18 protein-coding genes are annotated in these 11,287 nt (G+C 66.7%); 14 read left to right on the plus strand and 4 right to left on the minus strand.

All coding sequences use genetic code 11. From position 1 onward, the window contains the following. Positions 1 to 61 precede the first annotated feature (61 nt). Positions 62 to 859, minus strand: a complete 798-nt coding sequence (locus KBX50_RS24805; RefSeq protein ID WP_210940103.1) for an alpha/beta fold hydrolase — start codon at positions 857 to 859, stop codon at positions 62 to 64. 156 nt (positions 860 to 1,015) lie between these two features. Between KBX50_RS24805 and KBX50_RS24810 the strand changes: the two genes are divergently transcribed. Both KBX50_RS24810 and KBX50_RS24815 read left to right on the plus strand, forming a co-directional pair. Then, a complete protein-coding gene (locus tag KBX50_RS24810; RefSeq protein WP_210940104.1) occupies positions 1,016 to 1,219 on the plus strand; it encodes a hypothetical protein in 204 nt (67 codons plus the stop codon). Positions 1,220 to 1,340: 121 nt separating this feature from the next. Beyond that, a complete protein-coding gene (locus KBX50_RS24815) occupies positions 1,341 to 1,859 on the plus strand; it encodes a hypothetical protein (protein WP_210940105.1) in 519 nt (172 codons plus the stop codon). 230 nt (positions 1,860 to 2,089) lie between these two features. Here KBX50_RS24815 and KBX50_RS24820 read toward each other — a convergent pair whose 3' ends face one another. After that, the gene (locus KBX50_RS24820; RefSeq protein WP_210940106.1) at positions 2,090 to 2,671 is read right to left on the minus strand and encodes a hypothetical protein; all 582 of its coding nucleotides are present in this window, start codon (positions 2,669 to 2,671) and stop codon (positions 2,090 to 2,092) included. A gap of 538 nt (positions 2,672 to 3,209) precedes the next feature. Here KBX50_RS24820 and KBX50_RS24825 point away from each other — a divergent pair. The 3 genes from KBX50_RS24825 to KBX50_RS24835 all read left to right on the plus strand — a co-directional run bounded on the left by KBX50_RS24825 (position 3,210) and on the right by KBX50_RS24835 (position 5,249). Next, the gene (locus tag KBX50_RS24825; RefSeq protein WP_210940107.1) at positions 3,210 to 3,677 is read left to right on the plus strand and encodes a hypothetical protein; all 468 of its coding nucleotides are present in this window, start codon (positions 3,210 to 3,212) and stop codon (positions 3,675 to 3,677) included. A 2-nt stretch (positions 3,678 to 3,679) separates the two neighbouring features. Further along, positions 3,680 to 4,036: a hypothetical protein gene (locus KBX50_RS24830; protein ID WP_210940108.1), complete on the plus strand. Its 357-nt coding sequence runs from the start codon at positions 3,680 to 3,682 to the stop codon at positions 4,034 to 4,036. Between the two features lie 646 nt (positions 4,037 to 4,682). Next, on the plus strand, positions 4,683 to 5,249 hold the full coding sequence (locus KBX50_RS24835; RefSeq protein ID WP_210940109.1) for an HD domain-containing protein: 567 nt from the start codon (positions 4,683 to 4,685) through the stop codon (positions 5,247 to 5,249). Here the strand turns inward: KBX50_RS24835 and KBX50_RS24840 are convergent. Both KBX50_RS24840 and KBX50_RS24845 read right to left on the minus strand, forming a co-directional pair. After that, positions 5,237 to 5,707 (minus strand): NUDIX hydrolase, encoded by a 471-nt coding sequence (locus KBX50_RS24840; RefSeq protein WP_210940110.1) that lies wholly within the window; start codon positions 5,705 to 5,707, stop codon positions 5,237 to 5,239. The two genes, KBX50_RS24835 and KBX50_RS24840, sit on opposite strands and share 13 nt — an antisense overlap. Positions 5,708 to 5,711: 4 nt before the next feature. Continuing rightward, complete coding sequence (locus KBX50_RS24845) at positions 5,712 to 6,470, minus strand: XRE family transcriptional regulator (RefSeq protein ID WP_210940111.1); 759 nt, start codon at positions 6,468 to 6,470, stop codon at positions 5,712 to 5,714. A 179-nt stretch (positions 6,471 to 6,649) separates the two neighbouring features. Here KBX50_RS24845 and KBX50_RS24850 point away from each other — a divergent pair, with 179 nt between their 5' ends. From KBX50_RS24850 to KBX50_RS24890, 9 genes are all read left to right on the plus strand, one after another. Then, positions 6,650 to 6,967: a hypothetical protein gene (locus KBX50_RS24850; protein ID WP_210940112.1), complete on the plus strand. Its 318-nt coding sequence runs from the start codon at positions 6,650 to 6,652 to the stop codon at positions 6,965 to 6,967. Positions 6,968 to 7,197: 230 nt separating this feature from the next. Then, positions 7,198 to 7,626: a DUF3307 domain-containing protein gene (locus KBX50_RS24855; protein ID WP_210940113.1), complete on the plus strand. Its 429-nt coding sequence runs from the start codon at positions 7,198 to 7,200 to the stop codon at positions 7,624 to 7,626. A gap of 28 nt (positions 7,627 to 7,654) precedes the next feature. Next, positions 7,655 to 7,840, plus strand: a complete 186-nt coding sequence (locus tag KBX50_RS24860) for a hypothetical protein (RefSeq protein ID WP_210940114.1) — start codon at positions 7,655 to 7,657, stop codon at positions 7,838 to 7,840. A gap of 105 nt (positions 7,841 to 7,945) precedes the next feature. After that, entirely contained in the window at positions 7,946 to 8,896 is a 951-nt protein-coding gene (locus KBX50_RS24865) for a hypothetical protein (protein ID WP_210940115.1), read from the plus strand. Between the two features lie 90 nt (positions 8,897 to 8,986). Next, on the plus strand, positions 8,987 to 9,856 hold the full coding sequence (locus KBX50_RS24870; RefSeq protein ID WP_210940116.1) for an FtsK/SpoIIIE domain-containing protein: 870 nt from the start codon (positions 8,987 to 8,989) through the stop codon (positions 9,854 to 9,856). Then, positions 9,853 to 10,062, plus strand: a complete 210-nt coding sequence (locus tag KBX50_RS24875) for a hypothetical protein (protein ID WP_210940117.1) — start codon at positions 9,853 to 9,855, stop codon at positions 10,060 to 10,062. Before KBX50_RS24870 ends, KBX50_RS24875 begins: the two co-directional genes overlap by 4 nt. 83 nt (positions 10,063 to 10,145) lie before the next feature. Next, positions 10,146 to 10,586: a hypothetical protein gene (locus KBX50_RS24880; protein WP_210940118.1), complete on the plus strand. Its 441-nt coding sequence runs from the start codon at positions 10,146 to 10,148 to the stop codon at positions 10,584 to 10,586. Beyond that, the gene (locus tag KBX50_RS24885; RefSeq protein WP_210940119.1) at positions 10,583 to 10,882 is read left to right on the plus strand and encodes a hypothetical protein; all 300 of its coding nucleotides are present in this window, start codon (positions 10,583 to 10,585) and stop codon (positions 10,880 to 10,882) included. The genes KBX50_RS24880 and KBX50_RS24885 overlap by 4 nt, the downstream gene beginning before the upstream one ends. Then, entirely contained in the window at positions 10,879 to 11,256 is a 378-nt protein-coding gene (locus tag KBX50_RS24890) for an RRQRL motif-containing zinc-binding protein (protein ID WP_210940120.1), read from the plus strand. The genes KBX50_RS24885 and KBX50_RS24890 overlap by 4 nt, the downstream gene beginning before the upstream one ends. The last annotated feature ends 31 nt before the right edge of the window (positions 11,257 to 11,287 follow it).

Consider the following 11,287-nt stretch of genomic DNA (forward strand, 5'->3'; position numbering starts at 1 on the left):
GATGCCGCAACAGCTCCTTGTCCCGCGGCCCGGCGGGCGGCGGGGGGGGGTTGGTGGGGGGTCAGGTGGGCGGGGTGGACACGTGGGTGAGGAAGGGGAGAATCGCCGCGGGGAGGGCGGGCGAGTCGACGATGTCGTAGTGGGTGAGCCCCGGAAGGACGGCCAGCCGGGCGGCCGGACGATCGGTGCCGTCCCACCCGGCGTCCCGATGGCCGCCACCGAGCAGGCCGAAGAACTCCACCATGTGTGCCGGGCGAACCGAGTCGGCGTCGGCGAAGACCAGCATCGTCGGCGTGGTGATCGCAGCGACCTCCGATGACCAGTCGTAGTCGCGGCGCAGCAGCTCACCGGTCCGGACCCAGAGTCGTGGCCAGTCCTGCGGTCGGGGCGCCACGCGCCGGTAGAGCTGCTCGGGCGGCGTGCCGCGCATTCGCTCGGCGGCCGCCTCGTCGGGCTTGGGCATGCCGGCGAGTACCTCGGGAAACCAGCCCTGCCGCCGACACGGCGCGGAGACCACCACCAGACGGCGGAGCAGCTGCCGGTGCTGCACCGCCAACCGCACGGCGACTCCACCGCCGAGGGAGAAGCCGAGCACCTCGGCCTCGACCAGACCAAGGTGAACGATCAGCGCCGCCACGTCGTCGGCCAGCGACTCGTACCGCAGCGGGCGGCCGGCGTCGGCGGTGCGACCGTGGCCCGGCAGATCGACGCTGACGACCAGGCGACGCCGCGCCAACGCCGGCCGGATCGCGGCGAAGGTCTCCGCCGTGCCGAACCCGCCGTGCAGCAGCACCAGCGGTCGACCTTCGCCCTCCGCCTGGTACCAGAATCGAACGCCGTCGAGCTGCGCGTAGCTCATGCTGTTCCTTCCCTACCCCGACGCGGGACCGGATGCCGCCCCGCCGGATGCCGAGCCGCCCGGCGCCGAGCCGCCGGTGCCCGGGGGCACGACACCGATACGATCAGCGAGTCTCGATGGCCGCAGTAGGTACCCGCCCGGATGAGGTGAGGTGCGGTGGCCGTTGTCGTCGACCTGCTCAACATCACGATCATCCTGCATGGGCTGCTGAAGCTGACCGCCATCACGAACGCGATCCGCTGGATCAGCGAACGGGCCGGGACTACCGACTCGCGTACGACCGGATGCCACCCGCCGACGACGCGGCCAAGCTACGCCTCCTGGTCGAGTGCGGCGGCAACTTCTTCCCGTTCGGCGTGAAAGATCACCGGATCCGGCGGCAATACCTACGTTGGCAGCGACGGTCCTGGCGGTGGCGCGCGGCAGGCGTCGCCTTGCGGACCTGGGCCACGGTCTGTCTCACCGCGCCCGGGCTGGTCGCGTGACCGTCTTCGGCACAGCCGGGCCTGCTTTCTTCCTACCCCGGCCGCCCGGCTCCCGCTGGCTCACTCTCGGCGCCGCACTTGTCGCCGCCGCCATCGTCATCGCGATCTTTTTCGAGGCGCTGACCTGGTATCTGACGGTACGCGGCTACGCCCGCCGGTTCCTCACCACGGGCTTCCACCGAACCCGGGTCGACTCGACCGGAGAGAACCTCGCGGAGCTGCGGGTCTACATCTACCTCGCGGCGTCGATGGTGCTGGCCAACTCCATGCTCGGCCTGACGGCAGCCGTCTCCTTCGGCTCCTACCGGTACCTCGACGGCAACGAGGTCGGCTACGGACCCAGCGCCGTTGCCGCAGCCAGCCTGCACACCGCGTCGAGCATGTCCTTCCTGGGAGAGTCGCCCTTCACCACACACAACTCGGTGGGCAGTCTGATCGGCGTACTCGACCTCGGGTCGGGCGTGATGCTGACCCTGCTGCCGGCGATGCTCAACCTGAACGGACGAGACGAGTAGGTGGTGCGTGGTGGGCGCGGCAGGTTTCGAACCTGCGACCCCTCGCTTGTAAGTTCTGGGCGCTCCGTCCGGCCGGGTCCGCCCAGGTCTGCGACCTCAGGCGGCCGTCCGCGTACTACTGCCGAGATCTGTGCATGTCCGAGCACGTTGCTGTCACCGCTGCTGTCAACCCGCACGAGACGCGGAAGGCGTGCCAGAGGCCATAGAGCAGCCGTCCGAGCGGTCGTATGTCATGAATCCTCGTCAGCGGCTACCCTCAGGGTCGCCTGCATCTCCTTGATGGCCCTGTCCAGTTCCACGACGGCGCGGTTGCCTGGATCGAGCCACCTATGGTGCTCGTTCTGGTGGATGTCCCCTTCAAACCACTCCCAGCGGACTCGTGCGATTGCCTGCACGAGGGCGGCCCAACTCTCACCCACCTCAGGCGCTGCGTACAACCTCACTCGCGCTGTCAAGCGATCCGGATGCTGAAGGTCTGGCATTCCATCGCGGCTCTCGCCGTACTCGTCAGTCGTCACCTCTAACGAGGACTCCTGATTTTGCGTGTACTCAGCGAGGTCAACGTAGAGGGCAGCCCTCCGCTCGCGCTGCCGCGCAAGGCGCTCACGATCGTGCCGGATCTGGTCCAACTCGCGCTCGCGCTCCCAGCGGCGGTCCTCGCGTTTCCTTGTCGCCCGTTGAGTAATCCCAGTGCCGGCCAGGGCCCCGAGGATGCCGAGAGCGCCAGAGGCGAGAGGTACCCAGAGAGCTACTTCGGTCGCGGCCACTCGGCAATATTCGCGTAGCTCGCGGCCGTTGTCGCGGTCGGGCACCAACTCTCAGCTTGGGACGCGCCGGAGGAACCTCCAGCCGTCGCCAAGCTGCGCCAGCAGCAGGGTTGAGTCACGGCCCAAGTATCAGACGTTGAAGCGGAACTCAGATCCGCAATCACGCCACCAGCGGCGATGCTGTCCGACGCCTGCTCGGGGCGGAATCTCCAACTGTCATGGTTCCTCGCTGGTTGACGAGGTTCACGGTGTCTTGTGCCCCACAGGTGCCCCACACCGCCGGGAAGCGGGCCGTCGTCGGAACCCCTAACAGACTGTTGTCGCGCCGTCTGAAACGAAGTCGTGGACTCCACGCGGACGGTGGCTGGTGGCCGGCCGCCGCCTACTCCCACGAACCGTCGCTCTACGGAATCCGGCACAAAGGTCGACTTATCCGTCGCCCACCAGTTCAGCCCTCGCATCGTGGGTGGCTGGCCACGTCGGCGGCAGGGAGCTTCACCAAGGGTGCCGTACACTTCTCGCACCAGCGAAGGTAGCGCAAGGGTTCCCACGGGAGCGGCTAGTGTGGAGTACAGCGAATGACGTGCTCGGTCTCCTCATCGGGGTGGTCGGGTTCACCCTCACCATCTGGCAACTTCGCAGGACCGCGCGAGCCGCCGAGGCTACCCAAAAGGCGGTTGAGCGCACCGAGAATCGCATGGCACTAAATCATCTCTTGGTTCTGCTACCGCAATTCCGCGTTCTTGAATCAGAGCTGGATTTTGCTGTTGCAGACGAGGATCGGAAAATGGCAATGCGAGTACTGGCGTCTTATGCACAGATAGCCAGTCAGGTTGCTGGATTGCTAGATGGTCGTGACGGAGTCGATTCGGTTTTGGTCGAGAGGCTGGGGCGGGCCTCAAGGGATGCGTCATTGACAAAAGCACGCATCATCAATGAACCGGCACGCAACGTCAGACTAATAACCAAAGACTTCCGCAGCGCAACGGCCGATCTCGCTGCCTACATTGGAAGTTTGGCGTCGCGGTTTAGCCTTGAGAGCGGGAGGTAAGGGTGGATTTTTTCAGCGATTCCGAGCTGCTAGACCTCCTGCGTTCGTTGACCAACGTGACGAATCATGGCCAGCTCAGTTGGCATAGAGCTGGCAAGTACGAATTCGAGGCCACAGTCGGAGAAAACCATTTTTACCTCGCCAGTCGAGACAATGACGGGTATGAGCCGTACATACTCATCATTTCGCAAAATGGCGATGAGGTCGAAAGGGTGACACAAGAGGAGCTCGGAGATAATTCAAGTCAACAGCTCTCGGAGCTGTATTCGACGGCCAAACGAAAGACCCTCGGAATCGATAGGGTAGTTAAAAACATCTTGGACTCGTTGAAGCAACTCGAAGAGGAACCTCCTTTCTGACCCGCCAGGGCTGCAAACGGGAGAGAGCGTTCCTACCATCCCGTCTGCCGTCGACCCGCACTTCTGTGGAGCGGGCCGCCGCCCGGCCCGCCACGTCAAGACGGCCTTGACGGCTCGTACGGGCGCTGGTGGGTCGGGCGGTGGTCTGCTCGGCTTGCCCGGGTCGATGGCGGGCGGGATGGCCTACCGCAACCACCCACGGACCGCGAGCCGCCGACGGTGCCCCGGCCATCCTGGAGCCGGAGCGCCCCCGCCGGAGGCGCAGTAGCCGCAACCCCGCGACCGCCAGCTCGCCGACGCGGCCGGATTGCGCTCCCTACGCCGCGCGGGGCTGCCGCGCGGCCCGGCCGGCTGTCGGCCCACGACCCCACCGGGCAACGGCCTGTCGTCATCCGGCGGCCCACCGGGCTTCCGCCCTCCGCGCCAGCTGCCGGGCGTGTTGCGTGGCCGGAGTCGGAGCGCCAGCGGAGCGACGGACGCGCGCCCAGGCGGCGGCGCGTGCGGCCCGTTCAGGGCCGCCTTGAAGACGTACAGAAACTTTGAACCACACCGCCGGCAGCCGGCAGCCGGCAGCCGGCCGGCCTCGTGTGGTCGGCCAGCGGACACGGGATGGTGCGGACCGAGCGCGCTCCGTACCCTGGGCGGCATGGCCGCCCTCGTCGATGCCGCTCGGGAAGTCGCGCGACAGCTGTTGGAGACGCCGTTGCCCCGCCGTTGGAGTCACGTCCAGGCCGTCGCTGCCAAGGCGGACCGGATCAGCGCGGCGGTACCGGTCGAGGATCGTGATGTGCTGGTGGCGTCGGCGTGGTTACACGACGTGGGTTACAGCCCGGACCTGGTCGACACGGGGTTTCACTCCCTCGACGGTGGCCGTTGGCTACGGCGTGAGAGGTACGACGAGCGGATTGCCGCTCTGGTGGCTCACCACTCCTGTGCCTGGCTGGAAGCAGAGGAACGTGGGCTCGGCGAGGTCCTGGCCGCCGAGTTTCCTCGGGAGGAAACCGCGGTGACCGATGCTCTCTGCTTCTCGGACATGACGACCGGGCCGGACGGGCAGGACTTCGAGGTTCTGGAACGGCTGGCGGAGATCCGGTCGCGGTACGGGCCGGAGCACCTGGTGACCCGGTTCATCGGTCGAGCAGAGCCGGAGATGGTCGCCGCCGTGCAGCGGACTCAACGGCGACTGGGTGGCAGCGTTCCTCAACCGATATAGGGCTCGTCGCTTCTTTCGTAGCCGTGGGTGATGCGGAGCAGGGTTGACGGGTGGATGTCGTACGCGGCCAGCTCGTCGCGGGCGACCCACCGGACTTCGCGTGACTCGTCGCTCGGTGTCGGGCTCCCGTTGACGGGTAGGGCGCGGAAGCAGAGCGAGAACTGCTGCCGTACTTCGCCGTCTGAGTAGGCGACCACGTGGCCAGGGTCGGAGTAGACACCGACGATGCCGGTCACCTCCACCGTGATGCCGGTCTCCTCGTGGGTCTCCCGGACCGCTGTCTCTGTGACTGACTCGCCGATCTCCTGCCCACCGCCAGGCAGGGACCACAGCCCGTTGTCGGTGCGCTGGATGAGCAGCACCCGCCCTTGCTCGTCTCGAACGAAGACGGAGACGGCCACGACGATGCTGTTGGCCTTCGGCGCGTTCGGGTCGTGGTAGTGCTCGGTCCTCGCCATGGATCTAGGCTGCCACGTCCCCGACCGGCTGCAACTTCGATGCGCGAACCACTCTGTCGAAGCTGTCGGAGTAGGTGCGGAACAGGTCTCCGCCGTTGAGCTTGCGTAGGTGCATCACGGGTGCGTGTGGTGCCGGGATCCCGAGTACGTGCATGTTTACGAGCATCTCGTCATCGAAGCGATAGATCGAGTTGTACAGCGTCGTGTCGTGGTAGAGCACCTTGACCTTGTCGACGCCTTTTAGCTGGTTGTAATACTGCTCAACCTGGCGGATTTTTGCGGCCATGACTCCGGGGCCGCCCTCCTCGACGCTTCTTCGTTCGATCGCGGCGCTGGTCGGGTCACCGAGCAGGATGGTCACCTCGACCCCATCAATAGCCTTCTGACGCAAGGTGTCGATGAGTCTCGGGTCCTGTTCCACGAGGAACAAGCCTGCATAGGCCAGGACGTCGATTCGCTGCTCGGCCCGTTCGATCAGTTGATGCCACAGGTCGTACGGCACCGATGAACGCCGGGAGTAGAGCCGGACCATCTCGCTCTGGCCGATTCTCGACGCCTTCTCCGGGGTCACTGCCTTCGGCCACAGGTAGGGCACGTCTTGTCGCACTATCGCCGCGATGGCGTGCTGGTGACGAGGGTACGGCGTGCGATCCTGCGTGATCCACCGTTCCACCGTCTTCGGGTCGACGCCGATCCGCTCGGCCACCGCGACCGGGGTGAGGCCGTTTCGCAGGATGGCATCGCGTAGCCGTTCGTTCGCCATCGAACCCTCCTCAAGGGACGACTAGGGACAAGTTCATGCTATCGAAGACGTCCTTTAGTCGTCCAGCTCATCGGATGGGTTGTCTCCTGGAATCGAGGATTCTCATTCCCAGAGAGGCCACGAGCACGAGTCCACCGGGGACAAGCTCAACAACTGGCCGAGACACAGGAGGTCTGTAAGTGAAGCTGTACGTGGACACCAAGGCGAAGCAGGTGACGGTGTCGAAGGACCCGGAGCCGAAGAACGACCAGAACGGCAACCAGCGGTCGGAGAAGGGAACGGGCCGGCTCATGTGGTCCACCCAGGTCTTCGTTCTCGACGAGAACGGCGGTGAGGTCATCACCATCACCACGGCAGGTGAAAAGCCGGGCGTGATGGTGGGGCAGCTCATCGAGGTCGAGCAGTTGGAGGCCATCCCGTGGGCGACCAACGGGCGTAACGGCGTCGCGTTCCGCGCGATCTCGCTGAAGCCGAAGGCTGGTTCGGCGGCCAAGTAAGTCCTTCGCACAGCGTGCTGTGTGAAGCCTGCGGTGTCTCCTGAAGCGGCCTACGGTCCGCTGACCTGATCCACCTCGGTCCGGGAATGTCACTGGCTCCTACATTCCTGGCCCTGGCAACCCATGGTTGCCGTTCTCGAAATGTGGCGCGGGGTCGGTACTGGCTCCTACACCTGCCGGCCCCGCCTGCCCTCCAACCCATTCGCCTCCAATTGTGGGGAGTGGTTGTCATGCTCATTTCCGCTGTCGTGTTCGCCGTCGTCGCGGCGACCTTCTACGCCGGTCACCAGGTGGCCGATCACGTGTTCGGCCAGTCCGACAAGCAGGCCGCGCACAAGGCCGCGCCGGGATGGCACGGCTGGCGTCACCTGCTGGGCCACGTCGTGGCCTATCACGTCGTGGTGGTGGTCATGCTGGCCATCACCATCGCGGCGCTGGATCTGCCCGTCACGATGCTTGGCCTCGCCGCCGGGCTGGGCTTCTCCGTGATCAGTCACGCGATTCTCGACCGGCGCTGGCCGGTGCGGTGGCTGCTGACCCACACCGGAAGCGGTGACTTCGCGGACCGGCAGGCCCCCATCTGCGGGATGTACCTCGCCGATCAGTCCCTCCACGCCGCGTGCCTGTGGGTGTCGTCCCTGCTCATCGCCTGCCTCTGAACCCCTCGACCAGTGAAGGGAGCCCGTGATGGGCCGCACGTACCTGTTCAGCGAGGACAGCAACGGCCGTGTCCGTGAGGTCAAGGTCGACCCGAAGCACCTCGACAAGCAGATCCGCGAGGAACGCGCCGCCGGGCGCATCCCGACCGTCCTCGACGAGGACGAACGCATCCGCTTCGGGCAACTCGCTCAGAAGTTGCGGAGCAACGGCTGACCTTCGGTCAGCGTCTCGGAAATCGAGCGCGGGGCCGGTACTGGCTCCTACACCTGCCGACCCCGGGCTCTCCAACCCATCCACCCCAACCAGGGAGGACGTGTCATGTCCAAGTCTAGCCCTCGCCGCCCCTTCGGCGGGAAGTCAACCGGAACGGTGACGGTCATCGAGGCCCGTGTTCACCGGTCCTGGGCTCGGAACGCCCGGATGGCGTTCGTCCTGACGGCGGTCATCGCCGGCATCTTGGCGGCCGTGGTCGCCTCGTCGTACATGCACCCGATCCTGGCCCTGTTCGTCGCCGTTGCTGTCGGCGTGCCCCTGGGCGGCATTGTGTGGGTGCTGGTCCGGATCTGGCCGGTGATCCGGCTGCTGTGGTGGTGGACCCCGGAAATCATCCTCGCCGGCCTGCTCCTGACCGGCTGGGTCCAACTCGCCGCGAACACCCCGACCCTGGTGACCCTGCTCGTCGTCGCCCTGGTCGTCGGCATCCCGGCCGGCGTGACTCCGATCCGCCGCCGGCTGGTGGCGTGGGGATGGTGCCTCGTCGTTCGGCATCGGCTGCGGGTGTGTTTCGCGCAGTTCATCATCGCCAACCAGTCCGGCAGCCTGCCGCTGATCCTGTGGGCCGTCCCGACCCCGGTCGGGGAACGCGTCTGGGTCTACCTGCGCCCCGGACTGTCGGTCAAGGACCTGGAAGCCAGGTTGGACAAGATCGCCGTGACCTGCCACGCCTCCACCGTGCTCATCGAACGGGCATCGGACGGCAACTCCGCCTACGTGCGGTTCGACATCAAACGCCGGGAGGTGCTGACCGCCAACGTCGGTTCACCGCTGGTCGATGTGATCGACCCGGACACCCCCACCGTCGAGCAGGCACCCCCGGTGGTGCCGACCGCTCTGGACCTGCCGGACGTGCAGGCACCCACCATCACTCTGCCCAAGCAGGGCACGGGTGATCGGAAGTCGGCCAAGCCGGCCGCGACCACGACGGCCAACGGCACCAAGCCTGCGGCCACGTCGGCGGATGCCGACGACGACGTCTCCGACTGGATCTAACCCACCCCATCCACCCAAGGGACGCGGGGAGCCATCACGGCTCGTTCGTGTGGCTTCTCGCGCCCACCTATCGCCCAAGGAGGGCATCCCATGGCTACCGCTACCGCCTCCTCCACTGCGGGAGTTCCGGTGGGGCCTGGCCTGTCGATGTTCGACCCGATCTTTATCGGCATCGACGAGTTCGGCCAGCCCGTCTACATCACCCTCGCCTACCGCAACCTCCTCGCCGGTGGTGAACCCGGCGGAGGTAAATCCGGCCTGCTCAACGCCATCGCCGCTCACGCCGCTCTGTCCGTCGACTCCCGCCTCGTGCTGCTGGACGGCAAGCTCGTCGAGCTTGGCCAGTGGGAGGACTCCGCTGACGCGTTCATCGGCCCCGACATGCCCGCCGCCCTCGACGTCCTGCGCCGGCTCCAGCTGGTGATGAACAACCGCTACGCGTGGCTGCGCGCCCACAACCGCCGCAAGCTCACCGCCGCCGACCGCCTGTCCGTGATTACGGTCCTGGTCGACGAAATCGCCTTCTACTCCGCCACCGTCGGCAGCAAGCAGGAACAGGAAGAGTTCGTCGCTCTCCTGCGTGACCTGGTCGCCCGGGGACGGGCCGCCGGCATTCCGGTGGTGGCCGCGACGCAGCGGCCGTCGTTCGACATCATCCCCACCAGCCTGCGGGACCTGTTCGGCTACCGGGCCGCGTTCCGCTGCACTACCCCCAACTCCTCCAACATCGTGCTGGGCCACGGATGGGCCGAGCAGGGCTACTCGGCAACCGACATCGCCCCGACCAACCAGGGCGCGGCGTACCTCATCGCCGAAGGCGGTGTTCCGCGTCGGATCAAGGTCGCCTACCTCACCGACGCGCAGATCGCCGGCATCGCGGACTACGCCGCCTGGGTCCGCCGACCCGGCACCCCCGTCACCCCTGCCGGCTCTCCCGCTGATTGGGGGATGGCGGCATGACCACCCGCGAACGCGCCTACACCAAGGCGAACAACCAGCGGGCGAACCAGTACACGGAGATCTGGGTCGTCGGCAATCCGGAAGACCTGGCCGTGATGATCCAGGCCGCCCGCGCTACGGGCCGGCTCGTCTACGTCTCCGCCCCACACCTGATGGGCGGCGACGACACCCGACACCGCCGCTACCTGCGGCTCCGCAACCACTAGCAGTCGACAGGACCGGAATCGGCCTCGCAAGCACACCGGTCCTGCCGACCTCCACCAAGCCCTTCTGAAAGGACGTGGCTGCCATGAAGGCTACCCAAAACCCACCCACCGCAGTCCAGGTCACACCCGCTGACCTGCTGCGGATGGCCGCCCTCTACCTACGCCGGCACGGCTGGCACCAGGGCACCTACTACCACCCCACCACCGACACCCCCACCCCGCCGGCCTGCGCCGCCGGGGCCATCGGCATCGCCACCGCCGGCCACACCGTGGAGCACTTCTCCCACCTCGCCCCGGACGCCCTGGGCGACTACCTCGCCGCACTCGCCGCGTTCGTCGACTACCTCGACACCACCGAACCGCTGTTCCTCGTCGACGAAGACGGCTTCGTCATCGACGAACACACCTCCCCCTACTCGTGGAACGACGACCCGGCTCGTACCGCCGAGGACGTCATCGCCGCTCTTGAGACCGCCGCTGACGAGTGGGACCGCCTCCACACCACCGGAGGTGAGAACCGATGAACACCGTCAAGAAGTCCTTGACACCCCGCGTTCCGGCGCACAAGCGACGGGACGTCGTCGAGAACACCGAGTTCGCCGGCTTCGCTCGGCGCATCATCCGCGCCCACGGCCGCCGCGTCGCCACCGGAGACGTCGAAGCGCTGCGCGACCTCGTCAACCTCTCCTCCGCCATCGACGAAGCGATAGCCGATGCCGTGATCGGCCTGCGCCAGTTCGGCTACTCCTGGGCCGAGATCGGCTCCCGCCTCGGCATCTCCCGACAGGCCGCCCAGCAGCGCTGGGGTGATCGGCCGTGACCGACTTCGCCGATCACATCGGCCTGCGGGTCCGCTTCTACGACCCGCTCGGCACCCGCCACGGGTTCCCCACCTTCCCCTATCTGATGGCCCCGACCGGCCTGGCCACTCGCCGTCAACTCCGCGCCGCCGGCCTTCGTCCCGGCGGTAACGACCCGGTGGCCCAGGTCCTCTGGCGACGCGGCAAGCGGGTCGCCTACCTCTATCGCCTCGACCTCGCCGCACCCAAACGCACCGCCACCACCGCCCAACGGGCCGCTATCGCGAAGGCGCTGCGTGCCCGCCGGACCTGCCGGGACTGCGGCCAGGTCAAGCCCTACTACATCCCGCGCCGCTACGGCTGCTGCCTCGACTGCCACGAAGGAGACTCCTGATGGGCGTCTTGATCACCTTCGCCGTCATCCT

Origin of the sequence: Micromonospora sp. C51 (assembly GCF_018070435.1) — a bacterium.
GTDB classification, from domain to species: domain Bacteria; phylum Actinomycetota; class Actinomycetes; order Mycobacteriales; family Micromonosporaceae; genus Micromonospora; species Micromonospora sediminimaris.

Excerpts from the sequence above, each read along its gene's own strand:
- KBX50_RS24855 (WP_210940113.1), top strand. The coding sequence starts at position 7,198 with ATGCTCATTTCCGCTGTCGTGTTCGCCGTCGTCGCGGCGACCTTCTAC.
- KBX50_RS24885 (WP_210940119.1), top strand. The coding sequence starts at position 10,583 with ATGAACACCGTCAAGAAGTCCTTGACACCCCGCGTTCCGGCGCACAAG.
- KBX50_RS24860 (WP_210940114.1), top strand. The coding sequence starts at position 7,655 with ATGGGCCGCACGTACCTGTTCAGCGAGGACAGCAACGGCCGTGTCCGT.
- KBX50_RS24840 (WP_210940110.1), bottom strand. The coding sequence starts at position 5,707 with ATGGCGAGGACCGAGCACTACCACGACCCGAACGCGCCGAAGGCCAAC.
- KBX50_RS24805 (WP_210940103.1), bottom strand. The coding sequence starts at position 859 with ATGAGCTACGCGCAGCTCGACGGCGTTCGATTCTGGTACCAGGCGGAG.
- KBX50_RS24880 (WP_210940118.1), top strand. The coding sequence starts at position 10,146 with ATGAAGGCTACCCAAAACCCACCCACCGCAGTCCAGGTCACACCCGCT.
- KBX50_RS24870 (WP_210940116.1), top strand. The coding sequence starts at position 8,987 with ATGGCTACCGCTACCGCCTCCTCCACTGCGGGAGTTCCGGTGGGGCCT.
- KBX50_RS24865 (WP_210940115.1), top strand. The coding sequence starts at position 7,946 with ATGTCCAAGTCTAGCCCTCGCCGCCCCTTCGGCGGGAAGTCAACCGGA.
- KBX50_RS24835 (WP_210940109.1), top strand. The coding sequence starts at position 4,683 with ATGGCCGCCCTCGTCGATGCCGCTCGGGAAGTCGCGCGACAGCTGTTG.
- KBX50_RS24875 (WP_210940117.1), top strand. The coding sequence starts at position 9,853 with ATGACCACCCGCGAACGCGCCTACACCAAGGCGAACAACCAGCGGGCG.
- KBX50_RS24845 (WP_210940111.1), bottom strand. The coding sequence starts at position 6,470 with ATGGCGAACGAACGGCTACGCGATGCCATCCTGCGAAACGGCCTCACC.